This window comes from Kitasatospora sp. NPDC101235 (assembly GCF_044767505.1).
Lineage (GTDB): Bacteria > Actinomycetota > Actinomycetes > Streptomycetales > Streptomycetaceae > Kitasatospora.
Genome location: NZ_JBIWNZ010000002.1, coordinates 401,333 through 426,663, shown reverse-complemented (window position 1 = coordinate 426,663; position 25,331 = coordinate 401,333). Strand labels below are relative to the sequence as shown.

Genomic DNA, 25,331 nt, shown 5'->3' with positions numbered 1-25,331 from the left:
CGGGGAGTGCCTCACGCACTCCCCGGCCCGTTCGCGCATCCCGACTGCCGGTCGGCCCCTTGGCCGGTCGGTTCTCCCGGGTGGTCAGTTCTCCTGGGTGGTCTTCAGCACCGTCTCCCGGATGAACAGCACGGTGACGAAGGCCAGCGCCGCGAACGGGGCGGCCCACAGGAAGACGGTGCCGACGCCGTGGCCGAAGGCGTCCGTCACCAGCGGCACGATCGGGGCCGGCAGCTTGGCCAGGTCCGGGATGCCGCCGCCGGACGCCGCGGGCGACGCCGGGATGTGCGCCGCGGCCAGGTTCTCGGCCAGGTAGTGGCCGACCTTGTTGGTCATCAGCGCGCCGAGCGCGGAGACGCCCATCGCGCCGCCCATGGTGCGGAAGAAGGTGACCACCGAGCTGGCCGCGCCGAGCTCGTGCCGGGGCACCGTGTTCTGCACCGCGAGCACCAGGTTCTGACTGGTCAGGCCGAGGCCGACGCCGGTGATCGCCATGTAGACCGAGAGCAGCACGTAGTCGGTTTCGGCCCGGGCGGTGCCGAGCAGGCCGAAGCCGACGGCGAGCAGCGCGGTGCCGGAGACCAGGTAGGCCTTCCACTTGCCGTACTTGGTGATCAGCCGGCCGGCCACCGCGGAGGAGACCGCCAGGCCGAGGATCATCGGCAGGGTCATCAGGCCGGCCACGGTCGGGGACTTGGCACGGGCCAGCTGGAAGTACTGGCTGAGGAAGGTGGTCGCGCCGTACATCCCGACGCCGACCAGCACGCTGGCGAGCGCGGCCAGGGTGACGGTGCGGTACTTGAAGAGGTCCGGCGGGATGATCGGCTCGGCGGCGCGGCGCTCGATCACGACGGCCAGGGCGCCCAGCAGCAGGCCGCCGCCGACCATGGCCGCGGTCTGCCAGGACAGCCAGGCGTAGTTCTTGCCGGCCAGCGTGATCCAGATCATCAGCAGGCTGACCGAGGCGGTGATGACCAGCGCGCCCAGGTAGTCGATCTTCGCCTGGCGCTTGACCACCGGCAGCTTGAGGGTGCGCTGCACCACGAGGATCGCGGCCAGCGCGAACGGGATGCCGACGTAGAAGCACCAGCGCCAGCCCAGCCAGGAGGTGTCCACGATGACGCCGCCGATCAGCGGGCCGCCGATGGTGGCGAGCGCGAAGACCGCGCCGAAGTAGCCGCTGTACCGGCCGCGCTCGCGCGGCGGGACCATCGCGGCCAGGCAGATCTGGCCGAGCGCCACGACACCGCCGGCGCCGATGCCCTGGAGCGCGCGGCAGGCGATCAGCTCACCGGTGTTCTGCGAGAGGCCGGCCAGCGCCGAGGTGCCGACGTAGATCAGCAGGGCGATCTGGAGCAGCAGCTTCTTGCTGGCGAGGTCGGAGAGCTTGCCCCAGATCGGGGTGGAGGCGGTGAGGGTGAGCAGGGACGCGGTGATCACCCAGGTGTACGCGGACTGGCCGCCGTGCAGGTCGGCCAGGATGTGCGGCAGGGCGTTGGAGACGATGGTCGAGGAGAGCACGGCCACGAAGAGGCCGAGCAGCAGGCCGGAGAGCGCCTCCATCACCTGCCGGTGCGTCATCTGTGAGCTGTCGGCCGCGGCGGCGGTTCCGCTCGCGGCCTCGGTGGTCACGGTCATCTGGGTCCTTCGGCGAAGCGTGCGGGATGCGCGGATCATGAAATTTCGTTGCCTTAAGCAACCATACGGCGAGATGGTTGAATTAGGCAACTTTCTTCAAGGGCAAGTAAAGCCCGCGGTTGCGGGCCCGGTCGCGCCGCCGACGGCCGCCCGGTCAGTCGACCGGCGACTCCCCCAGCACGTCGTTGAAGCGGTGCAGCAGCTCGGCGAAGCGGGTCACGTCCTCCGGCGACCAGCCGCCCATCACCTCGCGCACCCGCCGCATCCGGACGTCCCGCGCGGCCAGGAAGCGCCGCCGCCCGTCCTCGGTGAGCGAGACCAGCGCGGCCCGGCGGTCCAGCGGGTCCGCCTCCCGGGCCACCAGGCCCAGCTCCTCCAGCGCCCGGATCTGCCGGCTCACCGTCGCCTTGCCGACCGCGAAGTGCACGCCGACGTCGGTCACCCGTACCCGCCCGGCCTGCTCGATGTAGCCGAGCATGCTGTACGCCATGCCCTCCAGTCCGGGGTGCACCCGCCGTGAGAGTTCCGCCACTCTGGCCCGGCCCCGCCGGAACATCAGCGCGACCTCGCTCTCCACCGCCACCAGGGCTTCTTCGTCACTCACCGCGCCAGTATCGCGCAGCGACACCCGCCGGAAGCCAGTACCGAAGGTGCGACAAGCCAACTACTTCATGGTATGAAGTATCGGTTCTGGAAGTACCGTTTTCCCCCGTTACGCAAGGAGATGTGGATGGCAGCCCCGGGGCAGGGTTTCGTCGCCGAACTGAAGAGTGCGGTCACCCCGCGCGCGGCACCGCTCGTGCTCGGAGTGCTGCTGCTCCAACTCGGCTTCATCACCTCGTACATCGGGGCGCTGCACAAGCCGGCCCCGCAGAACCTCTCCATCGCGGTGGTCGCCCCGCCGCAGGTCGCCCCCAAGCTGGTCGGCGCGCTGGAGGCGGTGCCGAACGACGCCGTCAGGGCCCTCACCGCACCGGACGCCGAGACGGCGACCCAGCAGATCAAGGACCAGAAGATCTACGCGGCGCTGGTCGTGGACCCGACCGGCACCCAGGACACCCTGCTGGTCGGCGGCGCCCGCGGCACGTCCGCGGCCAAGGCCGCCGAGACCATCACCACCGCGATCGACCAGAGCCAGGGCCGCACCGTCAAGGTCCACGACGTGGTGCCGCTCGCCGCGGGCGACACCAACGGCCTCTCCGCCTTCTACCTGGTGATCGGCTGGTGCGTCGGCGGCTACCTGGTCGCCTCGATCCTGGGCATCAGCGCGGGCTCCAAGCCCGCCAACGTCCACCGCCTGCTGATCCGCCTCGGCGCGCTCGCGCTCTACTCGATCGGCGCCGCGGTGCTCGGCACGCTGATCGCCGGGCCGGTGCTGGACGCGCTGCCGGGCCCGATCCTCGGCCTGAGCGCCGTCGGCGCGCTCGTGGTGTTCTCGGTCGGCGCCTTCACCATGGCGCTCCAGTGCCTGTTCGACATCATCGGCATCGGCATCGCGGTGCTGATCTTCGTCGTGCTCGGCAACCCGAGCGCGGGCGGGGTCTACCCGGCGCCGATGATGCCGCCGTTCTGGCGGGCGATCAGCTCCTGGATCCCGAACGGCGCCGGCACCAGCGCGGCCAAGTCGGTCGCCTACTTCGACTCCACCAACCTGGGGCTGCCGGTCCTGGTCCTGGTGGTCTGGGCGCTGATCGGCATCGGTGTCGCCCTGCTCGCCGTGCTGCGGCACCCGCGCTCCCAGCGCCGCGAGCTGGTCTCCGCCGAGGCCTGAGCCGCCCGGTTGCGACCGTCACCGAGCCCCCGGCCGCCCCGGCCGGGGGCTCGGTCGCGCTCCCGGTCCCGGCACGCGTGCCACCCGCGGGGCCCGGGGCTCCTAGCCGAGCGGCCCGGGGTCGGCCACGATGGCCCGCACGACCCGCACCGCCGCGCCCAGCAGCGGGCCCCGGCGGCCCAGCCGGGAGACCGTCAGCCGGTCCTCGGACCAGGGCCGCACCGTCACCCGGGCGGCCAGTTCGGCCCGCATCGCGGGCAGCAGCCAGGGCGCCAGCCGGGCGTAGCCGCCGCCCAGCACCACCTCGGCCGGGTCCAGCAGGTTGACCGCGCCGGCTGCCGCGGTGCCGAGCGCCGTGCCGGCCCCGGCGAGCGCCGCGCGGGCGGCTTCGTCCCCGGCCCCGGCGCGGTCGGCGAGCAGCGCCACCCAGTCGCCCCGGGCCCCGGTCAGGCCGGCCGCCCGCAGGGCCGCCGCCTCGCCCGCGTACTGCTCCAGGCAGCCGTGCGCCCCGCAGGCGCAGCGGCGCCCCCCGGGGTGGACCGGTACGTGGCCGAACTCGCCGGCATAGCCGCCGGCCCCGCGCAGCAGCCGGCCGCCGACCACGATCGCCGCGCCGACCCCGGCCTCGGCGGAGACGTACAGGAAGTCCTCCGGGCCCTCGCCCAGCCAGCGCTCGGCCAGTCCGCCGAGGTTGGCCTCGTTGTCCGCCTCGATCGGCAGCTCGGCCAGGCCTCCCCCGGCCGTCCGCAGCGCCGGGCGCAGTGCCGCGGCCAGCGGGATGTCCTGCCAGCCCAGGTTGGCGGCCCGCCGGAGCATCCCGCCGGAGCCGCCGACCAGCCCGGGCACGGCCAGGGTGAGTCCGGCCGGGCGCAGCCCCGACTCGGCGACGGCCTCGCGCAGCAGGTCGGCGAGGTCGGCCATCACGGCGGCGGGCGCGCGGCCGTGGTTGGAGACCTCCCGGCGCCGCCAGGCGCGGACCTCCCCGCGCAGGTCGACCACGCAGGCACCCAGGTGCCGCACCCCGATCTCGGCGCCGAGGCCGCCGGGCCCGGCCGGGTTGAGGCCGAGCGCGGTGCCGGGACGGCCGACCTTGCCGCTGGGCGCGGCGGGGCCCTCCTCGACCACCAGGCCGGCGGCGATCAGCTGTTCGGCGAGCGAGGAGACGGCCGCCCTGGTCAGCCCGGTCCCGGCGGCCACCTCGGCGCGCGAGCGCGGTCCGCTCGCGATCGTCCCGAGCACCAGGGCCAGGTTGGCCCGGCGCATCCCCTGCTGGCTGGCGGGCCCGGTCGGGACGGGGTCCGGCTCGTACATAAGGCTCACCTCGCCCCTTTACGGCACATCCCGTGGCATCTCGGGTGCAGCGTAACCGGGTTCCGCGAGCACCGTCGCCGGTTCCGCGAGCACCCTCGCCGGCACGGGAACGGGCTCGGCCCGGCCGGGCCCGGCGGGCGGGGCGGGCGGGGCGAAGACCCACCGCCGCATCGCCCAGTAGCGGAACAGCATCGCGACGAAGGTGCCGACGACCATCCCGCTGAGGAAGTCCGCCAGCTCCTGCCCGCAGGGGCCGACGTACGGCTCGCGCAGGTCCAGGACGTACCGGGAGAGCGCCAGCGGTACGTCGTTGACGACGATCGCCACCGCGCTGACCAGGACGAACATCAGCGCCTCGCGCTGCCGGCCGGCGGCCCGGAAGGCCCAGCGGCGGTTCAGCACGTACGAGACGACGGTGCCGATCACGGTCGCGACGGTCAGCGCGACCACCGGTTTGTGCTCCAGCACGGTGAACTTGAGCTCGAAGTCGATCACCGTGGTGAGCACGAAGCAGCCGCTCCCGACCAGCAGGAACTTCACCAGCCGGCGGTGCCGTACCAGGAAGGGGCGCAGCCGGTCGGGCACCCGGGCCAGAGCGCGCTGCGTGGGGGACGGCATCTCCGCAGTCTCGCACGCGGGGATGCCGCCGGCCCTTCGGACCGCCGGTGGGGCCCGGGCCACCGCTCGGGCGGCCCGGGCCTCCGGTCAGGCGGCCACCAGCACCGTGGCCGCGGCCGGCTCCAGCGCCAGCTCCAACACCTCCCGCACGTCCGCCACCGGGTGGACGGTGAGCCGCTCCAGCACCTCGGCCGGGAGGTCGTCCAGGTCGGCCTCGTTGCGCTTGGGGATGATCACCGTGGTGACCCCGGCCCGGTCGGCGGCGAGCAGTTTCTGCTTCACCCCGCCGATCGGCAGCACCCGCCCGGTCAGCGACACCTCGCCGGTCATCGCCACGTCGGTGCGCACCTTGCGGCCGGAGAGCAGCGAGGCCAGCGCCGTGGTCATGGTGATGCCGGCGCTCGGCCCGTCCTTGGGGACGGCCCCGGCCGGGATGTGCAGGTGCACGCCGCGGTCGCGCAGCGAGGTGACCGGCAGCTCCAGCTCGGCGCCGCGCGAGCGCAGGTAGGAGAGCGCGATGTGCGCGGACTCCTTCATCACGTCGCCCAGCTGCCCGGTGAGGGTCAGCCCGGTGCCGCCGGTCTCGGCGTCGGCGAGCGAGGCCTCGATGTAGAGGACGTCGCCGCCGGCGCCGGTCACCGCGAGGCCGGTGGCCACGCCGGGGACGGCGGTGCGGCGCTCGGCCGGCTCCTGGGCGGACTCCGGCACGTGGTGCGGCCGGCCGATCAGGGCGCGCAGGTCCTGCGCCCCGACCGCGGCGGGCAGCTCGCGCTCGCCCAGCTCGGCCTGTACGGCGATCTTGCGCAGCACCCGGGCGATCGAGCGCTCCAGGTTGCGGACGCCCGCCTCCCGGGTGTACTCCCCGGCGAGGCTGCGCAGCGCCGGCTCGTCCACGGTGACCTGCTCGCCGCCGAGGCCGGCCCTCTCCAACTGGCGCGGGAGCAGGTGGTCGCGGGCGATGACGACCTTCTCGTCCTCGGTGTAGCCGTCCAGCCGGACCAGCTCCATCCTGTCGAGCAGCGGCTCGGGGATGGCTTCCAGGACGTTGGCGGTGGCGAGGAAGACGACGTCGGAGAGGTCGAGCTCGACCTCCAGGTAGTGGTCCCGGAAGGTGTGGTTCTGCGCCGGGTCCAACACCTCCAGCAGGGCGGCGGCCGGGTCGCCCCGGTAGTCGGAGCCGACCTTGTCGATCTCGTCCAGCAGGACGACCGGGTTCATCGAGCCGGCCTCCTTGATCGCCCGCACCAGCCGGCCGGGCAGTGCGCCGACGTAGGTGCGCCGGTGGCCGCGGATCTCCGCCTCGTCCCGGACGCCGCCGAGCGCGACCCGGACGAACGTGCGGCCCATCGCTCGGGCCACCGACTCGCCGAGCGAGGTCTTGCCGACGCCGGGCGGGCCGACCAGGGCCAGCACCGCTCCCTCCCGCCGCCCACCGCTCTTCCTGGGGAGCGCTTCGCTCCGCCCCTCCGGCCGAGGCCCGCCGGCCGGCCCGAGCCCCTGGCCGGCCCGACGCTTGCGGACGGCCAGGTACTCGACGATCCGCTCCTTCACGTCGGCCAGGCCGGCGTGGTCGGCGTCCAGCACCGCGCGGGCGCCGGCGATGTCGTACGCGTCCTCGGTGCGCTCGTTCCAGGGCAGTTCCAGGACGGTGTCCAGCCAGGTGCGGATCCAGGAGCCCTCGGGCGACTGGTCGGAAGCGCGTTCCAGCTTGTCGACCTCCTTGAGCGCGGCCTCGCGGACGCTCGTAGGGAGGTCCGCGGCCTCGACCCGGGCGCGGTAGTCGCCCTCCTCGTCGGCCGCCTCGCCGTTCAGCTCGGCCAGCTCCTTGCGGACGGCCTCCAGCTGGCGGCGGAGCAGGAACTCCTTCTGCTGCTTGGCCACGCCCTCCTCGACGTCCTTGCGGATGGTGTCGTTGACCTCCTCCTCGGCGAGGTGGTCGCGCAGCAGGGTGAGCGCGTACTCGAGACGGGCGACCTGGTCGGCCTCCAGCAGCACCTTGAGCTTCTGCTCAGCGGTGACGAAGGGCGCGTAGCCGATGTTGTCGGCGAGCTCGCCGACGCCCTCGATCTGCGCCACCCGGTCGACGATCTGCCAGGCGCCGCGCTTGCGCAGCCACTGGGTGGACAGCGCCTTGTACTCCCTGACCAGCTCGGCGGCCCGGCCGGCCACCGGGGTGCCCACCGAGGACTCCCGGAACGGCGTGGTCTCCACCCAGAGGGCGGCGCCGGGGCCGGTGGTACCGACGCCGATCCGGACCCTGCGCACGGCGCGCACCAGCGCGGCGGGCTGCCCGACCGCGTCGGGGCCGTCGGCCAGCCGGCCGACCTGCTCCACGGTGGCCAGCGTGCCGGCCGCCGCGTACGAGCCGTCCACCCGCGGGACCAGCAGGACCTGCGGCTTGCCGGCGCCGGTGGCAGCGGCCCGGGCGGCCTCGACCGCGGCGCGCACCTCGGTGTCCTTCAGGTCCAGCGGAACGACCATGCCCGGCAGGACGACCTCGTCGTCGAGCGGCAGCACGGGCAGGGTGAGCGGTGTGGACGTCGATGCCATGATCTCTCCCCAGTCAGCGAACTTGAGTCGACCTGACTAAGGCCTCGCGACCACCGGATGTTCCCGGCCCTCCGTTCGCCGTGAGCGAACACGGATCGGGGCGGGAGGTGCCGCGCCGGGCTCCGTCAAAAGAGCACGGAAAGCGCACCGGAAACGTCTCCGGAAATCCCGGGGCGAAGATCCACGGCCCCGGAACGATCACGGCCGGGCAGCGGCGTCAACGCGCCGTCCACACCCGCGCGGGCGCACCGCCGGCGGCCGTCGCCGGGGCCGGACGCGGCCTCAGCGGGCGCCGTTCGGCCCGGCGCACCCAGCGCCACAGCGCGACCCCGGTCAGCACCGCGGCCGGGTGCCCCACACCGGTGATCACGTCCCTGTCGGTGGCGATCTGCTCGGCGATCATCAGCCCGGCGCCGCCCAGCGCGAGCAGCCGCCCGCGCCGGGAGAGCAGCCCGGCCACCGCCCCCAGGCAGGCGAGCACGCCGTAGCTGACCCCGATGTCCAGGCGGTCCATCACCTCGGGCGCCATCCGCCCGGTCTCCACCGCGGCGATCACCACCCCCTGGGAGAGCAGCGTCGCCACGACGTGCCCGGCCGCGAACACGGCCGCCGCCCGGGCCGGGCCGATCCTGCGCTCCAGCGGCGCGAGGGTGAGCGCGAATCCCCACAGGTAGGGCATCCACACCTCGCCGGCCACCCAGAATCCGCTCAGCGCAAGGGCGCGCAGGGGATGCTGGAGCAGGTTGTGCCCGTCCGAACTGGAGGCTTCCTGCAACCGCTGGACGAGTTCCGGATCGGCGAGTCCGGCGAAGGTCGTGGTGGCTCCCACGACGGCGAGGTACCCGAGCGTGAAGGGCGTTCGCCGGGGCGTCGGCACCCGTTCCAGCAGCCACTCCACGACACCGGCGCGCAGCCCGAGGCGGAGCATTCCGTACGGCGCTCCCGCGGTCCGGGCTCCGCCGGCACCGCACCCCGGTCCCGCCATGCCGCCTCCGCTCCACGCCGCAGCCACCGGCTCCTCGCGTGGTGCCCAACGTACCGGCGCGCGCCACGGATTCCGCCCGGTCGGGTGTTGTCGCGGCCACGGTACGTCGAGGTCCTGGGAGGCACCTGGGAAAAGCCCGTGAGGACCCCGACCGTAGCGGACCGGAGGATTCCCGACATTGGTCCAGACCTTCTCCCCGCCAACGCGGCAGCACGGCCTCTGACCGGCGACTTGGCGTCAACTGGACTGCATACGTACCGTTACGCAGAGAAAATTCGCCGGGTAAGGTATCGGCCCGTGCCCACTCGTGCAGTGGGTCCGAGGGCGGCCCGACAGCCGGCCCACGGGCCGGAAACGTCCGGTCCACCTGCCGGGAAGCATCCGCTGTCCGTACGCTGCGAAGTGCGCGGGAGAAGTGGGCGGCCGACCATCCGTCCTCGGCTCCCTGTCGCACGACGGGACGGCGGACCCGGCACAGTCCACGACGGAACAAGACTACGAGCGGAGCCCCGCCATCCCCACAGGTGGCCGGCCCGCAGCCCTGGGGGCGGTGGCGTGACCGTGACAGAAATTCAGCAGGACAACCACAACACCGGTGGCACTGTGAGCAGCCAGCGCAGAGTCCTGGTGGTGGAGGACGAGCCCACGATCGCCGAGTCGATCGCCGCCCGGCTGGGCGCCGAGGGCTTCAAGGTCGCCGTGGCCCACGACGGCCCCGGCGCGGTCGACGGCTTCCACACCTGGCAGCCGGACCTGGTGGTCCTCGACATCATGCTGCCCGGCTTCGACGGCCTGGAGGTGTGCCGCCGGATCCAGGCCCAGCGCCCGGTGCCGGTGCTGATGCTGACCGCCCGCGACGACGAGACGGACCTGCTGGTCGGCCTCGGCGTGGGCGCGGACGACTACATGACCAAGCCGTTCTCGATGCGCGAGCTGGCCGCCCGCGTCAACGTCCTGCTGCGCCGCGTCGAGCGCGCCCAGCAGGCCGCCCGCACGCCCGCGCTGGGCAGCCTGCGGTTCGGCGAGCTGGAGATCGACCACGTGCAGCGCCGGGTCCGGCTGGCCTCGGGCGACGTCCACCTGACGCCGACCGAGTTCGACCTGCTCGCCTGCCTGGCCGCCCAGCCGCGCGCCGTGCTCACCCGCGAGCAGCTGCTGGCCGAGGTCTGGGACTGGACCGACGCCTCCGGCACCCGCACCGTGGACAGCCACGTCAAGGCGCTGCGCCGGAAGATCGGCGCCAGCTGGATCCGCACCGTCCACGGCGTCGGCTACGCGCTGGAGGCCCCGCTCTCCTAGGACGGCTTCGCGGGCGACGGGCCGCCGGGGGGCCCGTGTCCGGACGACGCCGGGCCACCACGCGGGGGGACGACGCGGGGACCACACGGGACAATGACCTTTCCACAGCAACGCAACGGGGAATCCGACGACGCGCGGCCGCAGAACCTCGCCGCCCGCGCCGCCCGCCGGGTCTGGGCCGACATCCGGCCGCTCGACCCGGTCCGCTCGATCAAGGGCAAACTCGCCCTGCTCGTGATCGTCTCCGTGTTCCTGGCCACCGGGATGGTGGTCGTGGCGATCCGGTCCGAGACCCAGATCCGGATCATCATGGTCTTCTCCATGATCGCCTCACTGCTCTTCATGCAGTTCCTCGCGCACGGGCTGACCGCCCCCCTGCGCGAGATGACGGCCGCCGCCCGCGCGATGGCCTCCGGCGACTACAGCCGCCGGGTCGAGGTGAACTCGCGCGACGAGATCGGCGAACTGGCGGCCGCCTTCAACGCCATGGCCGCCGACCTCCAGGCCGCCGACCGGCACCGCCGCGAGCTGGTCGCCAACGTCTCGCACGAACTGCGGACGCCGATCGCCGCGCTGCGCGCCGTCCTGGAGAACGTGGTGGACGGCGTCGTCCAGCCCAATCCGGCCACCCTGGAGGCGGCACTGGAGCAGACCGAGCGGCTCGGCCGCCTGGTCACCCACCTGCTCGACCTCTCCAAGATCGACGACGGCGTGGTCGACCTGGACGCCCGCCCCTTCGAGGTGCGCGAGTTCCTGGACGGCGTGCTGCGCGGGGTCACCGTGGACGGCGCGACGGCCGGCGGCGCCTTCTCCCGGCGCGGGGACGTCCGGCTGGCCCTGGAGGTCAGCCCGGTCGGCCTGACCGGCGTGGCGGACCCGGAACGGCTCCACCAGGTGGTCGCCAACCTGGTCGACAACGCCTGCAAGCACTCCCCGCCCGGCGGCACCGTGACGGTGCGGGCGCGACCGGAGGGCGAGCGGGGCGGCCTGCTGCTGGAGGTCGAGGACGAGGGCCCCGGCATCCCGCCCGCCGACCGCACCCGGGTCTTCGAGCGGTTCAGCCGCAGCGGCACCGCGACCGCCGCCGGGCCGGGCGCGGACGGCGGCACCGGGCTGGGCCTGGCCATCGCCCGCTGGGCGGTGGACCTGCACGGCGGACGGATCGCGGTGGCCGAGTCCCCCCGCGGCTGCCGGATCGAGGTCCGGCTGCCCGGACAGCGCCAGGGCGACGGTCAGGACATTTGTCACAGATCCGACACAGAGGTACACGAAGATCGTTAGCGGATTCGGCCGAGTTTTTGTCCGGTTTCGCCCCGGTATGGATCCTGTTCGGCGCCGATCGGTTCCCCCCAGATACGGCTTTCTAACGCACTTTTTCAGCCAAAGTGCAGGTCAACACTGTGATCTGGACGACGCCTGGGCCTCGGGGACTGCGCGATCACCGGTCAGGGGCGTAGCCTTAATCCCCGCTGTCCAAACATCCCAAAAGGAAGCGGAAGAGGGCGGTTGCCGCCGTGTCGCCACAGTCCCCTGAAACCCCCAACAGCTCGGCAAGCTCCACTGGCTTCGGCCCCAATGAGTGGCTCGTCGACGAGATCTACCAGCAGTACCTCCAGGACCCGAACTCGGTCGACCGAGCCTGGTGGGACTTTTTCGCCGACTACAAGCCCGGTACCGAGGTGACCCCAGTGACCCAGGCCGCGACCCAGGCCGGCCCCGCGCCGACCCCTGCCGCTGCCCCCGCGCCCGCCGCTGCTGCTCCGGCCGCGCCCGCCGCCGCCCCGGCCGCTCCGGCCCCGCTCGCCGCCGCGCCCGCCGCGCCCCCGGCCCCCAAGGCCGCCGCCCCGGCGCCGGCCGCGCCCGCCGCCGCTGCCGGCCCCGAGCTGGTCCAGCTCCGCGGTCCGGCGAAGGCCGTCGCCAGCAACATGGACGCCTCGCTGGAGGTGCCGACCGCGACCTCGGTCCGCGCCGTGCCGGCGAAGCTGTTGATCGACAACCGCATCGTCATCAACAACCACCTGCAGCGCGCCCGCGGCGGCAAGGTCTCCTTCACCCACCTGATCGGCTACGCCCTGGTCCAGGCCATCAAGGCCGCCCCGGGCATGAACCACAGCTACAAGGTGGAGGACGGCAAGGCCTTCCTGGTCAAGCCGGAGCACGTCAACCTCGGCCTGGCCATCGACCTGGTCAAGCCCAACGGTGACCGCCAGCTGGTCGTCGCGGCCATCAAGAAGGCCGAGACGCTCGACTTCTTCGGCTTCTGGCAGGCCTACGAGGACATCGTCCGCCGGGCCCGCGCCAACAAGCTGACCATGGACGACTTCACCGGCGTCACGGTCTCGCTGACCAACCCCGGCGGCATCGGCACCGTGCACTCCGTGCCGCGCCTGATGCAGAACCAGGGCACCATCGTCGGCGTCGGCGCCATGGAGTACCCGGCCGAGTTCCAGGGCTCCGCCCCGGAGACCCTGTCCCGCCTGGGCGTCTCCAAGATCATGACGCTGACCTCGACCTACGACCACCGCGTCATCCAGGGCGCGGCGTCCGGCGAGTTCCTGCGCGAGATCCACCGCCTGCTGCTCGGTGAGAACGGCTTCTACGACGAGATCTTCGAGTCGCTGCGGATCCCGTACGAGCCGGTCCGCTGGGCCACCGACGTCGCCACCACCCACGACGACGAGGTCAACAAGACCGCGCGCGTCATGGAGCTCATCCACTCCTACCGGGTCCGCGGCCACCTGATGGCCGACACCGACCCGCTGGAGTACAAGCAGCGCAAGCACCCCGACCTGGACGTCGTCCAGCACGGCCTCACCCTGTGGGACCTGGAGCGCGAGTTCGCGGTCGGCGGCTTCGGCGGCCACAAGATGATGAAGCTCCGCGACATCCTCGGCCTGCTGCGCAACACCTACTGCCGCACCGTCGGCATCGAGTACATGCACATCCAGGACCCGAAGCAGCGCAAGTGGCTGCAGGAGCGCCTGGAGAAGCCGTACGCGAAGCCGGAGCGCGAGGAGCAGCTGCGCATCCTGCGCCGCCTGAACTCGGCCGAGGCCTTCGAGACCTTCCTGCAGACCAAGTACGTCGGCCAGAAGCGCTTCTCGCTGGAGGGCGGTGAGTCGCTGATCGCCCTGCTGGACGCGACCATCGACTCCGCCGCCGAGCACCGCCTCGACGAGGCCGTCATCGGCATGGCCCACCGCGGCCGCCTGAACGTGCTGGCCAACATCGTCGGCAAGCCGTACGGCAAGATCTTCGGCGAGTTCGAGGGCAACCTCGACCCGAAGTCGATGCACGGCTCCGGCGACGTCAAGTACCACCTGGGCGCCGAGGGCACCTTCACCGGCCTGGACGGCGAGACCATCAAGGTCTCGCTCGCCGCGAACCCCTCCCACCTGGAGGCCGTGGACCCGGTCGTCGAGGGCATCGCCCGCGCCAAGCAGGACATCCTGGACCAGGGCGGCACCACCTTCCCGGTGCTGCCGATCCAGATCCACGGTGACGCGGCCTTCGCCGGCCAGGGCGTCGTCGCGGAGACCCTGAACATGTCGCAGCTGCGCGGCTACCGCACCGGCGGCACCGTGCACGTCGTGGTGAACAACCAGGTCGGCTTCACCGCCGCCCCGGCGTCCTCGCGCTCCTCGATGTACTGCACCGACGTGGCCCGCATGATCGAGGCCCCGATCTTCCACGTGAACGGCGACGACCCGGAGGCCGTGGTCCGCGTCGCGCGGCTCGCCTTCGAGTTCCGCCAGGAGTTCCACAAGGACGTGGTGATCGACCTCATCTGCTACCGCCGCCGCGGTCACAACGAGGCCGACAACCCGTCGTTCACCCAGCCGCTGATGTACGACCTGATCGACAAGAAGCGCTCGGTGCGCAAGCTGTACACCGAGGGCCTGATCGGTCGCGGCGACATCACCATGGAAGAGGCGGAGCAGGCGCTCCAGGACTTCCAGGGCCAGCTGGAGAAGGTCTTCGCCGAGGTCCGCGACGCGGCCCAGGCGCCGGCCGACGCCACCGCGGGCAAGCCGGTCGCCGACTTCCCGGTCTCCATCCGGACCGGCATCTCCCAGGAGATGGTCAAGCGGATCGCCGCCTCGCAGGTCAACCACCCGGACTGGCTGACCGTCCACCCGCGTCTGCTGCCGCAGCTGCAGCGCCGCGCCGGCTCGGTCGAGGACAACACCATCGACTGGGCGATGGGCGAGACCCTCGCCATCGGCTCGCTGCTCATGGAGGGCCACCCGGTCCGCCTGGCCGGCCAGGACAGCCGCCGCGGCACCTTCGGCCAGCGGCACGCCGTCCTGATCGACCGCAAGACCGGCGAGGACTACACCCCGCTGCAGTACCTCACCGAGGACCAGGCCCGCTACACCGTCTACGACAGCCTGCTGTCGGAGTACGCGGCCATGGGCTTCGAGTACGGCTACTCGCTGACCCGCCCGAACGCGCTGGTCATGTGGGAGGCGCAGTTCGGCGACTTCGTCAACGGCGCGCAGACCATGGTGGACGAGTACATCGCCTCCGCCGAGCAGAAGTGGGGCCAGCACTCCGGCGTCACCCTGCTGCTGCCGCACGGCTACGAGGGCCAGGGCCCGGACCACTCGTCCGCCCGCCCGGAGCGCTTCCTCCAGCTGTGCGCGCAGAACAACATGACGGTCGCCATGCCGACCCTGCCGTCGAACTACTTCCACCTGCTGCGCTGGCAGGCGCACAACCCGCACCACAAGCCGCTGGTCGTCTTCACCCCGAAGTCGATGCTGCGTCTGAAGGCCGCGGCGAGTGCGACCGAGGAGTTCCTGTCCGGCTCGTTCCGCCCGGTCATCGGCGACACCACCGTCGACCCGGCGCAGGTCCGCAAGGTGGTCATCACCGCCGGCAAGTTCTACTACGACCTGGAGGCGGCCCGCACCGAGCGCGGCGTCACCGACACCGCGATCGTCCGGGTCGAGCGGCTCTACCCGCTGCCGGTGGCCGAGCTCCAGGAGGAGCTGGCCCGCTACGGCGACAACGTCCAGTTCGTCTGGGCGCAGGAGGAGCCGGCCAACCAGGGCGCCTGGCCGTTCATCGCGATGAACCTGGTCGACCACCTGCAGGTCGTCATCGGCCGCAGCGGCGGCGACGCCCGTCTGCGCCGCGTCGCCCGCACGGCGGCCTCGTCCCCGGCGGTCGGCTCGGCCAAGCGGCACGCCGCCGAGCAGCAGGCGCTGGTCGAGGAGGTCTTCGCGCTCTGACGCGCTGAAGCCCCGCGCCTTCCACGCCCGCGGCCCCGCCCTCCCCACCGGGAGGGCGGGGCCGCGGGCGTTCGCGCTCCCGGCCCCGCGTTCGTGCTCCCGGCCCCGCGTTCGTGCTCCCCGCCCTGCGTTCGTGCTCCCCGCCCGTTAGGTCCCAGCTCTGCAACCAAACCGGAACCGCGGTGCGCGAGATCCTGACGGGTCGATAGGTTATGCCTCGCCGTTCGGCAGCCCCGGCGCCCGTCAGCTCGCCCGGCCGCCACGGCCGTACCACCTCACCGCTCTCCCAGGGGGATCACCACATGAACGCCGACACGCCTCGGGACGCCGGCAAGCTCCCACCGGTCTTCCAGCCGCTCCTCCCGGACGACCCCCGGGAGGTCGGCGGTTACCGGCTGTTCGCCCGGCTGGGCGCCGGCGGCATGGGCCGGGTCTACCTCTCCTACACCCCGGGCGGACGCCCGGTCGCGCTCAAGGTGGTGCGCCCGGAGTTCGCCGAGGACGGCGAGTTCCGCCGCCGCTTCGCGCAGGAGGTCAGCAACGCCCAGCGCATCCACGGGCTCTACACCGCGCAGGTGATCGACTCCGGCGGCCTGGACGGCGACGCCCCCTGGCTGGTCACCGCGTACGTCCCGGGCCCGTCCCTGCAGCAGGTGGTGCGCGAGAACGGCGCACTGCCGGTGCGCACCGTGCTGCTGCTGATGGGCGGCATCGCCGAGGCCCTCCAGGCGATCCACAGCGTCGAGGTGGTCCACCGCGACCTCAAGCCCGCCAACGTGCTGGTCGCCGGGGACGGACCGCGGGTGATCGACTTCGGCATCGCCCGGGCCGCCGACGCCACCGCCCTGACCGGCACCGGCTACCGGATCGGCTCCCCCGCCTTCATGTCCCCCGAGCAGGCCCAGGGCCGCCCGGTCACCCCGGCCACCGACGTCTTCGCGCTCGGCGCCCTGGCCGCGTACGTGGCCGGCGGCACCGCGCCGTTCGGCGACGGCCCGGACACCGCGGTGCTCTACCGGGTGGTGCACGAGGAGGCGGACCTGTCGGCCGTCCCGGCCGACCTGCGCGAGCTGATCCAGCGCTGCCTGGCGAAGAGCCCGGAGGACCGCCCGACCCCCGCCGAGATCATCCAGGTCGCCCGCAACCACCCGGAGGTCGGCGGCCAGCTGCGGTTCGGCGACGACTGGCTGCCGCGCGAGGTCAACACCGAGATCACCCGCCGCTCCGACCTCCCCAAGACGCCGCCGACACCGCTGCCGGCCGCGCCGGCCACCCCGCCGACCCCGGTGCCCGCGATGCCGGCCGCCGTCCCGGCCGCTCCCCCGCAGCCGCCCGTCGCGCCGACCCACCCCGTCTCCGCCCCGACCCACCCGGCCACCGCGGTGCACCCGCAGCAGCCGCCCGTGACGCCCCCGCCGGGCTTCGCGCCGCCGCCGGTCGGCTCGTACGGCGCCCCGCAGCCGCCCACCGAGTCGCCGACCGCACCGGTGCTGCCGGCCCCGCCGACCGCCCGGCTCCAGCAGCCGGAGCCGCCGTCGTACGACACCCCGCCGCCCGGACCGGTGGTGACCGCCGCCCCGGAGCCCGAGCCCAAGCGCAAGGGCGGGGTGTCCTGGAAGGTGCTGCTCACCGTCGCCCTGGTGATGGCGGTCGGCGGCACCGCGGGCGGCGTGGTGCTGATGAAGAAGCTGGGCGACGACACCAAGTCGGGCGACAGGCCGGCCGCCGCGGTCACCGTGACCCAGAGCCCGGACGCGACCAAGGCGAAGTCCTCCCCGAGTGCCTCGGCGTCCTCCGACCCGGTGACGGCCACGCCCTCGAAGCCCGGCCAGAGCACCGCCTCGGCCCCGGCCCGGCCGGCCGGCTACTCCCCGATGCTGGACAAGAAGTCGCTGGCGATCCCCAGCGCCGAGTACTCCTCCGACGCCTACCGGATCGACCTGGACTCGGGCACCGTGGTCCCCCGCTCCACCGACCTCAAGTGGGGCCTCGGGGTGGTCAACGCCGGCGGCACCGGCGGCAGCAAGGCCAACTCCTTCACCAGCTACGGCGACAACAAGTCGGACTTCGCGGTGATCACCGAGCCGTCCGTCACCGCCGAGCAGTGCGCCGCCGCGATCGACTCCCGGCCGGACACCGACCTCTCGTACAACCGGGTCGCGCCCGGCCGCCTGCTGTGCGTCCGCGACCGGGTCACCCGCAACATCGCCGTCGCGGTGATCGAGCAGGCGGACCCGACCACCGGGGCCGCCAAGGTCACCGTCAGCACCTGGCGGGCCGGCTGACCGGACTATCCTGACCAGGTCAATCCCCACCGGACCGGAGCGAACCGTGTACTTCACCGACCGAGGCATCGAGGAGCTGGAGAACCGGCGCGGCGAGGAGGAGGTCACCCTGGGGTGGCTGGCCGAGCAGCTGCGCACGTTCGTCGACCTCAACCCGGACTTCGAGGTCCCGGTCGAGCGGCTTGCCACCTGGCTGGCGCGGCTCGACGACGAGGACGACGAGTGACCCGGTGACGGCCGCCGCGAGGCCCGGGAGGCAACCGCCTCCCGGGCCTCGCGCGTGTCCGGGTACGGCGGCCCCACGGCCCCGTAGGGGAGACCTCGGGGGCGGATCGGGGTCGGGATCGGGGGCCGGCGCGCTTGACTCTGCCCGCACGCGATATATCGTCTTTAAAAGAGAACGCGATACATCGCGATCGGCAACGGGAGGCGGCAGAGATGAGCCAGTGGACGGTCGACGGCCCCGAGAGGATCACCTTCGACGAGCCGGTGCGCGCGCTGCACGTGCGGACCATCGAGGGCACGGTGAACGTGGTGGCGGCCGAGGGCCCGGCCCGTCTGGAGGTCACCGAGCTGGTCGGCGAGCCCCTGCACGTGACCCTGGTGGACGGCGTCCTGACGGTCACCTACAAGGACATCAACAGCTGGAGCGAGTTCGGCGACCGGCTCAAGTCGGTCGGCTCGGTGAAGAGCCTCTTCGGCTCCTTCAAGCGCAAGCGGATCGCCGGCGTGACCGTGACCGTCCCGACCGAGGTCGAGGTCAAGGTCGGCACCGTGTCGGCCGACGCCACCGTCAGCGGCGTCGACGGGCACGTCTCGGTGCAGAGCGCCAACGGTGACACCACCCTCGCGGGGGTGACCGGCCTCATCGAGGCCGGCACCGTCACCGGCGACGTGGACGCCCAGGCGGTGGGCGGCCGGCTCAAGGTCAACACCGTCTCCGGGCAGCTCACCGTGATCGCCGGCACCGCCGACCGGGTCCAGGCCAACACCGTCACCGGGGCCGTCACCCTGGACCTCGACGTGGCCGGCGAGACCGACGTCAAGGTCAACACCGTCAGCGGCGCGGTCGTGGTCCGGATACCCTCGCTGGCCGACGCCACCGTCGAGGCCGGCTCCACCAGCGGCGACGTCTCCAGCACCTTCGAGCAGCTCCAGATGAGCAGCACCTGGGGCGCCAAGAAGATCTCCGGCCGACTCGGCGAGGGCCGCGGTAGCCTCAACGTCACCACCGTCTCCGGCGCGGTCACCGTGCTGCGCCGCCCCGACTCGGAGGAGGAGGGCCCGGTGGTGGTCAAGGAGATCCCGGCCGGCCCCGGCACGCCGAACCTCACCAAGGAGGCCTGAGATGACACCGGTGTTCGGCCACGGCCGGCTGCGCCTCTACCTGCTGAAGCTGCTGGACGAGGCCCCGCGGCACGGCTACGAGGTGATCCGGCTGCTGGAGGAGCGGTTCCAGGGCCTGTACGCCCCCTCCGCCGGGACGGTCTACCCGCGGCTGGCCAAGCTGGAGCAGGAGGGCCTGGTCGCCCACAGCACCGAGGGCGGCCGCAAGGTGTACCGGCTGACCGACGCCGGACGCACCGAACTCGAAGCCCGGCAGGGCGAGTTGGACGAGCTGGAGCTGGAGATCCGGGACTCCGTGGCGCAGCTCGCCGGGGCGATCCGCGAGGACGTCCGGGACAGCGCCAAGGACCTGCGCGAGGAGCTGTGGAACGCCGCCAGGCAGGCACCGCGGCCGGAGCGCACCGAGAGCGGCGACCCGTGGGCCGGGCCCTGGGGCGACAACGAGTCCTGGCAGCGCGCCAAGGAGGAGTTCGCCCAGTTCAAGCAGCAGGCCAAGGAGCAGGCCAAGCGCGCCCGGGAGCAGGAGCGGGCCGCCAAGGCCAAGGCGAAGGCCGCCGAGGAGGAGGCCCGCCGGCTGCGCGAGCAGGCCAAGGCCTCGCGCACCGCCGCGCAGCAGGAGGCGCTGCGGATCAAGCGCCGGGTCGAGCAGCAGGTGCGCGAGCACGCCGCGAAGGGCGACTGGCCGACCGGACTGGCCGAGGGCCTGTCCGAGCTGACCAAGGGCCTCGCCGGGCTGGCCGACGCGGCCCGCTGGGGCCACGGCGCGGACGAGCCGCCCGCCGAGCCCGCCGAGCGGATCACCGTGACCCGGATCGACCTGGACAAGGACGAGCCCGGCGCCCCGGCGGACCTGCCGCCGTGGGCCCGCACCGACCCGGCCGGGGACCCGGCCCGCGAGCTGGAGCGGCTGCTCGACCGCTTCCGCGACCAGGTCCGCGACGCGGCCCGGGACGGCGGGGTGAGCGCGGACAAGCTGGCCGAGGCCCGCGCGGTGCTGGGCTCCGCGGGCGAGCGGCTGAAGCGGCTGCTCGGCTGAGCCGACGGCCGGCGCCCTGACGCCGACTCCGCACCGGCCCGGTGCCCCCGTTCGGGAGGCACCGGGCCGCCGCGCGTGAGGGTGCGCCGGTGCGCCCGGACCGTCAGGGGGTGAGGACGATCTTGCCGAAGACGTCGCCCTTGGCGAGCCGGGCGAAGCCGTCCCGGGCCTCGGCCAGCGGCAGCACCGAGTCGATCACCGGCCGGACACCGGTGTTGGCGCAGAACGAGAGCAGCCCGGCCAGCTCCTCCTTGGTGCCCATGGTCGAGCCGACCACCTTGAGCTCCAGGAAGAAGATCCGGTTCAGCTCGACGGAGCTCGGGTTGGTGCCGGAGGTGGCCCCGGAGATGACGATGGTGCCGCCCGGGCGCAGCGACTTCACCGAGTGCGACCAGGTCGCGGCGCCGACCGTCTCCAGCACCGCGTCCACCCGCTCGGGCAGCCGGGCGCCGCTCTCGAAGGCCGCGTCGGCGCCGAGCTCCACCGCCCGGGCGCGCTTGGCCTCGTCCCGTCCGGTGACCCAGACCCGCAGGCCGGCCGCCTTGCCGAGGACGATCAGCGCGGTCGCCACCCCGCCGCCCGCCCCCTGCACCAGGACGGTGTCGCCGGGCTTGACCCCGGCGTTGGTGAACAGCATCCGGTAGGCCGTCAGCCAGGCGGTGGGCAGGCAGGCGGCCTGCTCGAAGCTCAGCTCGGCGGGCTTGGGCAGCAGGTTCCAGGTGGGCACCGCGACCCGCTGGGCGAAGGTGCCCTGGTAGCGCTCGGTCAGGATGGACCGCGGCTCGTCGGGGCCGACCCCGTGGCCGCTCTGGCCGATCACCGAGTGCAGGACCACCTCGTTGCCGTGCTCGTCGACGCCGGCGGCGTCGCACCCGAGGATCATCGGCAGTTTCTCGGCGGGCAGGCCGACCCCGCGCAGCGACCACAGGTCGTGGTGGTTGAGGCTGGCGGCCCGGACCGTGACCACGCTCCACCCGGGACGGGCCTGCGGCTCGGGGAGGTCGCCCAGCTCCAGCCCGCTCAACGGGTCGGCGGCGTCGATACGTGCGGCATAGGCAGCGAACATGCCCCGGACGATAGCCGCGACGGCCGGGGCCGGGAACCACGCGGAGGTGTGACGCGTGTCCCGGCCCCGGGCCGTTTGCCGAATGTCCGGTCGGATCGTCAGATCCGCGCCACGCCCTCCGCCCGGGCGGCCTCGGCGACGGCCTTGGTGACCGCCGGCGCGACCCGCTCGTCGAACGGCGAGGGGATGACCTTCTGCGGCGTCAGCTCGTCGGCCACGACGCCGGCCAGCGCCTTGGCGGCGGCCAGCTTCATGCCCTCGGTGATCCGGGAGGCGCGGACCTGGAGGGCGCCCGCGAAGATGCCCGGGAAGGCCAGCACGTTGTTGATCTGGTTCGGGAAGTCGCTGCGGCCGGTGGCGACCACCGCGGCGTACTTGTGCGCGACCTCGGGGTGGATCTCCGGGGTGGGGTTGGCCATCGCGAAGACGAACGCGCCCTCGGCCATGGTCGCGACGACCTCCTCCGGCACGGTGCCGCCGGAGACGCCGATGAACACGTCGGCGCCGGCCAGCGCGTCGGCCAGCGAGCCCTTGAGGCCGGTGCGGTTGGTCTGCCCGGCGATCTCCGCCTTGACGTCGGTGAGGTCCCCGCGGCCCTCGTACACCACGCCCTTGCGGTCGCAGACGGCCACGTCGCCGATGCCGGCCGCGACCAGCATCTTGGCGATGGCGATGCCGGCCGCGCCGGCGCCGGAGATGACGGCCCGCAGCGAGCCGATCTCACGGCCGGTCACCTTGGCGGCGTTCCACAGGGCGGCGGTGGTGACGATCGCGGTGCCGTGCTGGTCGTCGTGGAAGACCGGGATGTCCAGGGCCTCCTGGAGCCGGCGCTCGATCTCGAAGCAGCGGGGCGCGGAGATGTCCTCCAGGTTGACGCCGCCGAAGGAGGGCGCCAGCCGGATCACGGTCTCGACGATCTCGTCGACCCCGGTGCAGGCGAGCGCGATCGGCACCGCGTCCACGCCGCCGAACTGCTTGAACAGGATGGCCTTGCCCTCCATCACCGGCAGCGAGGCCTGCGGGCCGATGTCGCCGAGGCCCAGCACCGCGGTGCCGTCGGTGACCACCGCGACGGTGTTGGACTTCCAGGTGTAGTCGTCGACCAGCTCCGGCTGTTCGGCGATGGCCGTGCAGACCCGGGCGACACCGGGCGTGTAGGCGAGGGACAGGTCGTCCGCGTCGCGCACCGGGACGGTCGCCCGGATCTCCATCTTGCCGCCGCGGTGCAGCGCGAAAACCGCGTCGACCGGATCGTCGGTGTCCTGGGTGCTGCTGTGAATGATCTCCGCTGCCACGATGACCTCTTCGTCATTGATCTGGCGAGGACGCGCGGCCGACGGGCAGGGCGACCCGTCCGGAAACCGGAAACCGGGTACGCCGAAGCGGACCCGGGGTCAGGGTCGGGGCGCTGCCGTCGGGCGGCGCCCTCGGATGAGGGTGTTATGGGGTCTGTGTTGTCCGCGTTGTGCTTCCGGGCCGAGCGTAGGTCGGACAAAGGCATCGCACCTATGCCTTTTCGTCCTCGTCGCGTACGGTTCATCGCCGCGCTGTCGCTTCACAGGGGCCCGGCGTCTCAAGCGCCGGGCTCCGGCGGCGGCAACGGCATGAGCGCACGCGCACCCGCAGGAGTGAACGCAGATCCGAAGGGGAGTCGGTGCCCCGGATACGGAGCCGCGTGAGGACTTCCGTTCCCGAGCACCCCGAGCCTGTCGGGGCTCGTCGGTCCGGTTCGAGCGTTCGGGGGTCACCCGGTACCGAATTCTGACACACCCGCCGCCGGGCCCGGCAGGTCGGGATGGCAGGATCGCTTGTCCGCCATTTCGCGTACACCCCCGCGACACCGTGGCGACCGCACGTCCCGCCCTCAGGAGCCGCCCTCATGCCTCACGTCCGCCACGCCCGTCGCCCGATCCCGGCCGGCGCCGCCCTGGTCACCGCCGGAGCCCTGCTGCTGACCGGCTGCGGCGGTGGGCAGGCCGCCCAGGACGACCCGGTCAAGGACCTCCGCGCCAAGCTGCCGAAGGCCCAGCGGGCGGCCGGGGTCCTGCGGATCGGCATGGACGTCAACTACGCCCCGGTGGAGTTCCCCGGCCCCGACGGCAAGCCGGCCGGCCTGGACCCGGACATCGCCGCCGCCCTGGGCCGGATCCTCGACGTGCGGGTCGAGTTCGTCGACACCCCCTTCGACAAGCTGATACCGAACCTCCAGGCCAAGCAGTACGACCTGGCGATGTCGGCGCTCAGCGACACCCGCCAGCGCCGCGACGCCCTGAACGAGAACGGCAAGCAGGCCGGTCCGGGCGTGGACTTCGTGGACTACTTCATCGCCGGCACCTCGATCGTCGTCCCGAAGGGGAACCCCAGGGCGATCAAGTCCCTGGACGACCTGTGCGGCAAGACCGTCGCGTTCCAGCAGGGCACCACCCAGGACGAGATCGTCACCCGTCAGGTGGCCGTCTGCGCGCGGGTCGGCCGCCCGCCGCTGACCCCCCACAAGCTGGACACCGACACCAAGGCACTGGCCGAGGTCGCCTCCGGCGCCGCCGCGGCCGAGCTGAACGACTTCCCGGTGGCCGCCTACGCGGCGAAGACCACCGACGGCGGCGGCCGCTTCGAGGTGACCGGCGGGCAGTCCACCTCCAACCCGTACGGGATCGCGGTGCGCAAGGACGACACGCCGCTGCGCGACGTGCTGGCCAAGGCGATCGACCAGCTGATCCGCGGCGGCGAGTACGACAAGATCCTGGCCAAGTGGAACGTCAGCGCCGGCGCGGCGCAGAACGCGGTGGTCAACGGGGGCATCTGAGCCGGCGGGGCGGCGGGGCGGCGGGCCTCCGGGAGCGGAACAGACAGGTCTGCATACTTATGCGCAGCGTGACAGGGACACGGGATAAGTCCGAATAGCGGACAGCGCGGCCCCTCGTTATCCGATTTTGATCTGGATGAGGGCCACCTGACTGTCATCAGATGGCAGGATTCCCCCCATCCCGGATCGAGTCGGCCACTGGTCGAGGCCGTTCGGTCAACGTCCACCTCGGCGGAGGGTGGCGGTAGCAGTACCTCGTAGAACCCCGGGCGGCTCCCCCGCGCCCGGGCAGCTGCACGACCCGGCCTGCACGTACGACGACGTACGGCGACACGCACCCGTACCGAGCCGCGCGGCTCGCCGTTTCCGGTGCGCCGCTCCCGCGGCGCGCTCCGCCCGACCTCTCTCCCCCAGGATGGAGATCCCCCTCATGACCACCCGCACCCGGCGCAACCGGCTCTTCGCAGCCGGTCTGGTCGCCGCCTCCGTCTCCCTCGCGCTGACCGGCTGCAGCAGCACGAGCGAAAGCAGCGGCGCCCCCAACGCCTCCGCGACCGTCAACGAGGTCAAGGCCGACCCCAAGCTGGCCGCGCTCGTCCCGGACGACGTCAAGTCGGCCGGCAAGCTCGTGGTGGGCGCGGACGCCTCGTACGCGCCGGACGAGTTCAAGGACGACAGCGGCAAGGTCATCGGCCTGGACGTCGACCTGGCCAACGCCATCGCCGCCAAGCTGGGGCTGAAGGCCGAGGTCCAGGACTCCGGCTTCACCGCGATCATCCCCGGCATCCAGTCGAACAAGTTCCAGCTCGGCATGTCGTCCTTCACGGACAACAAGGAGCGCGAGCAGATCGTCGACATGGTGACCTACTTCAACTCCGGCAGCGCCGTCGCGGTGAAGAAGGGCAACCCGGAGAAGATCGACCCCAAGGACCTCTGCGGCAAGAAGGTCGCCGTCCAGACCGGCACCACCCAGGCCGACGAGATCAAGGACACCCGCGACCCGGACTGCGCCAAGGCCGGCAAGCCGGGCATCCAGAACGGCGGCGACAAATTCGACCTCCAGACGGACGTCACCAACGCCGTGGTCTCCGGGCGCGACCAGGCGATGATGGCCGACTCCCAGGTCGTGGACTACGCGGTCAAGCAGTCCGGCGGCCAGCTGGAGAAGGTCGGCGAGACCTACGGCGTGGCCCCCTACGGCGTCGCCCTGGCCAAGGGCTCCAAGCTCGCCCCGGCCATCCAGGGCGCCGTCCAGTCGCTGATCGACGACGGCACCTACAAGCAGATCCTCACCAAGTGGGGTGTCGAGGCCGGAGCCATCGACAAGTCGGTCATCAACGGCGCCAACTGACCCTCGTACGCTTCACCTTCTCCCCCGAGGC

General features: G+C 72.7%; 18 protein-coding genes. 10 read left to right on the top strand and 8 right to left on the bottom strand.

Annotated elements, in window-relative coordinates:
* Positions 1-84: 84 nt before the first annotated feature.
* Positions 85-1,638 carry an MDR family MFS transporter gene (locus tag ACIRRH_RS05325; protein WP_403062042.1) on the bottom strand — a complete coding sequence of 518 codons (1,554 nt, stop codon included), beginning with the start codon at positions 1,636-1,638 and terminating at the stop codon, positions 85-87.
* A 154-nt stretch (positions 1,639-1,792) separates the two neighbouring features.
* Complete coding sequence (locus ACIRRH_RS05320) at positions 1,793-2,242, bottom strand: MarR family winged helix-turn-helix transcriptional regulator (protein WP_403062040.1); 450 nt, start codon at positions 2,240-2,242, stop codon at positions 1,793-1,795.
* Positions 2,243-2,368: 126 nt separating this feature from the next.
* Here ACIRRH_RS05320 and ACIRRH_RS05315 point away from each other — a divergent pair, with 126 nt between their 5' ends.
* A complete protein-coding gene (locus ACIRRH_RS05315; RefSeq protein ID WP_403062037.1) occupies positions 2,369-3,409 on the top strand; it encodes an ABC transporter permease in 1,041 nt (346 codons plus the stop codon).
* A gap of 102 nt (positions 3,410-3,511) precedes the next feature.
* On the opposite strand, the gene ACIRRH_RS05310 is transcribed toward ACIRRH_RS05315, so the two are convergent.
* The 4 genes from ACIRRH_RS05310 to ACIRRH_RS05295 form a co-directional block, all read right to left on the bottom strand.
* Positions 3,512-4,720, bottom strand: coding sequence for an ROK family protein (locus ACIRRH_RS05310; protein WP_403062034.1), 1,209 nt, complete (start codon positions 4,718-4,720; stop codon positions 3,512-3,514).
* An 18-nt stretch (positions 4,721-4,738) separates the two neighbouring features.
* The gene (locus ACIRRH_RS05305; RefSeq protein ID WP_403062031.1) at positions 4,739-5,338 is read right to left on the bottom strand and encodes a GtrA family protein; all 600 of its coding nucleotides are present in this window, start codon (positions 5,336-5,338) and stop codon (positions 4,739-4,741) included.
* Between the two features lie 87 nt (positions 5,339-5,425).
* Positions 5,426-7,888: an endopeptidase La gene (lon, locus tag ACIRRH_RS05300; protein ID WP_403062028.1), complete on the bottom strand. Its 2,463-nt coding sequence runs from the start codon at positions 7,886-7,888 to the stop codon at positions 5,426-5,428.
* Between the two features lie 217 nt (positions 7,889-8,105).
* The gene (locus ACIRRH_RS05295) at positions 8,106-8,816 is read right to left on the bottom strand and encodes a rhomboid-like protein (RefSeq protein WP_403062025.1); all 711 of its coding nucleotides are present in this window, start codon (positions 8,814-8,816) and stop codon (positions 8,106-8,108) included.
* A gap of 618 nt (positions 8,817-9,434) precedes the next feature.
* Between ACIRRH_RS05295 and ACIRRH_RS05290 the strand changes: the two genes are divergently transcribed.
* The 7 genes from ACIRRH_RS05290 to ACIRRH_RS05260 all read left to right on the top strand — a co-directional run bounded on the left by ACIRRH_RS05290 (position 9,435) and on the right by ACIRRH_RS05260 (position 20,077).
* A complete protein-coding gene (locus ACIRRH_RS05290) occupies positions 9,435-10,172 on the top strand; it encodes a response regulator transcription factor (RefSeq protein WP_030057574.1) in 738 nt (245 codons plus the stop codon).
* 93 nt (positions 10,173-10,265) lie between these two features.
* On the top strand, positions 10,266-11,453 hold the full coding sequence (locus ACIRRH_RS05285) for a sensor histidine kinase (RefSeq protein ID WP_403062022.1): 1,188 nt from the start codon (positions 10,266-10,268) through the stop codon (positions 11,451-11,453).
* Positions 11,454-11,686: 233 nt separating this feature from the next.
* The gene (locus tag ACIRRH_RS05280; protein ID WP_403062019.1) at positions 11,687-15,409 is read left to right on the top strand and encodes a multifunctional oxoglutarate decarboxylase/oxoglutarate dehydrogenase thiamine pyrophosphate-binding subunit/dihydrolipoyllysine-residue succinyltransferase subunit; all 3,723 of its coding nucleotides are present in this window, start codon (positions 11,687-11,689) and stop codon (positions 15,407-15,409) included.
* 302 nt (positions 15,410-15,711) lie between these two features.
* Positions 15,712-17,694, top strand: coding sequence for a protein kinase (locus ACIRRH_RS05275; protein ID WP_403062016.1), 1,983 nt, complete (start codon positions 15,712-15,714; stop codon positions 17,692-17,694).
* A gap of 46 nt (positions 17,695-17,740) precedes the next feature.
* Positions 17,741-17,920, top strand: coding sequence for a DUF6104 family protein (locus ACIRRH_RS05270; protein WP_049649445.1), 180 nt, complete (start codon positions 17,741-17,743; stop codon positions 17,918-17,920).
* Positions 17,921-18,132: 212 nt separating this feature from the next.
* Complete coding sequence (locus tag ACIRRH_RS05265) at positions 18,133-19,041, top strand: DUF4097 family beta strand repeat-containing protein (protein ID WP_403062013.1); 909 nt, start codon at positions 18,133-18,135, stop codon at positions 19,039-19,041.
* 1 nt (position 19,042) lies between these two features.
* Entirely contained in the window at positions 19,043-20,077 is a 1,035-nt protein-coding gene (locus ACIRRH_RS05260; protein WP_403062010.1) for a PadR family transcriptional regulator, read from the top strand.
* 103 nt (positions 20,078-20,180) lie between these two features.
* On the opposite strand, the gene ACIRRH_RS05255 is transcribed toward ACIRRH_RS05260, so the two are convergent.
* Both ACIRRH_RS05255 and ACIRRH_RS05250 read right to left on the bottom strand, forming a co-directional pair.
* Positions 20,181-21,143, bottom strand: a complete 963-nt coding sequence (locus ACIRRH_RS05255) for a zinc-binding dehydrogenase (protein ID WP_403062007.1) — start codon at positions 21,141-21,143, stop codon at positions 20,181-20,183.
* 98 nt (positions 21,144-21,241) lie between these two features.
* Complete coding sequence (locus ACIRRH_RS05250; protein ID WP_224283191.1) at positions 21,242-22,438, bottom strand: NADP-dependent malic enzyme; 1,197 nt, start codon at positions 22,436-22,438, stop codon at positions 21,242-21,244.
* A gap of 584 nt (positions 22,439-23,022) precedes the next feature.
* Here ACIRRH_RS05250 and ACIRRH_RS05245 point away from each other — a divergent pair.
* Both ACIRRH_RS05245 and ACIRRH_RS05240 read left to right on the top strand, forming a co-directional pair.
* Entirely contained in the window at positions 23,023-23,949 is a 927-nt protein-coding gene (locus ACIRRH_RS05245; RefSeq protein ID WP_403062004.1) for an ABC transporter substrate-binding protein, read from the top strand.
* A gap of 430 nt (positions 23,950-24,379) precedes the next feature.
* The gene (locus ACIRRH_RS05240) at positions 24,380-25,300 is read left to right on the top strand and encodes an ABC transporter substrate-binding protein (protein WP_403062001.1); all 921 of its coding nucleotides are present in this window, start codon (positions 24,380-24,382) and stop codon (positions 25,298-25,300) included.
* The last annotated feature ends 31 nt before the right edge of the window (positions 25,301-25,331 follow it).

What these genes read in the sequence shown, in the direction of transcription:
- ACIRRH_RS05255 (WP_403062007.1), bottom strand. Translation starts at nt 21,143, where the DNA reads ATGTTCGCTGCCTATGCCGCACGTATCGACGCCGCCGACCCGTTGAGC.
- ACIRRH_RS05275 (WP_403062016.1), top strand. Translation starts at nt 15,712, where the DNA reads ATGAACGCCGACACGCCTCGGGACGCCGGCAAGCTCCCACCGGTCTTC.
- ACIRRH_RS05310 (WP_403062034.1), bottom strand. Translation starts at nt 4,720, where the DNA reads ATGTACGAGCCGGACCCCGTCCCGACCGGGCCCGCCAGCCAGCAGGGG.
- ACIRRH_RS05240 (WP_403062001.1), top strand. Translation starts at nt 24,380, where the DNA reads ATGACCACCCGCACCCGGCGCAACCGGCTCTTCGCAGCCGGTCTGGTC.
- ACIRRH_RS05245 (WP_403062004.1), top strand. Translation starts at nt 23,023, where the DNA reads ATGCCTCACGTCCGCCACGCCCGTCGCCCGATCCCGGCCGGCGCCGCC.
- ACIRRH_RS05305 (WP_403062031.1), bottom strand. Translation starts at nt 5,338, where the DNA reads ATGCCGTCCCCCACGCAGCGCGCTCTGGCCCGGGTGCCCGACCGGCTG.
- ACIRRH_RS05260 (WP_403062010.1), top strand. Translation starts at nt 19,043, where the DNA reads ATGACACCGGTGTTCGGCCACGGCCGGCTGCGCCTCTACCTGCTGAAG.
- ACIRRH_RS05265 (WP_403062013.1), top strand. Translation starts at nt 18,133, where the DNA reads ATGAGCCAGTGGACGGTCGACGGCCCCGAGAGGATCACCTTCGACGAG.
- ACIRRH_RS05325 (WP_403062042.1), bottom strand. Translation starts at nt 1,638, where the DNA reads ATGACCGTGACCACCGAGGCCGCGAGCGGAACCGCCGCCGCGGCCGAC.
- ACIRRH_RS05285 (WP_403062022.1), top strand. Translation starts at nt 10,266, where the DNA reads ATGACCTTTCCACAGCAACGCAACGGGGAATCCGACGACGCGCGGCCG.
- ACIRRH_RS05295 (WP_403062025.1), bottom strand. Translation starts at nt 8,816, where the DNA reads ATGCTCCGCCTCGGGCTGCGCGCCGGTGTCGTGGAGTGGCTGCTGGAA.
- lon (WP_403062028.1), bottom strand. Translation starts at nt 7,888, where the DNA reads ATGGCATCGACGTCCACACCGCTCACCCTGCCCGTGCTGCCGCTCGAC.
- ACIRRH_RS05315 (WP_403062037.1), top strand. Translation starts at nt 2,369, where the DNA reads ATGGCAGCCCCGGGGCAGGGTTTCGTCGCCGAACTGAAGAGTGCGGTC.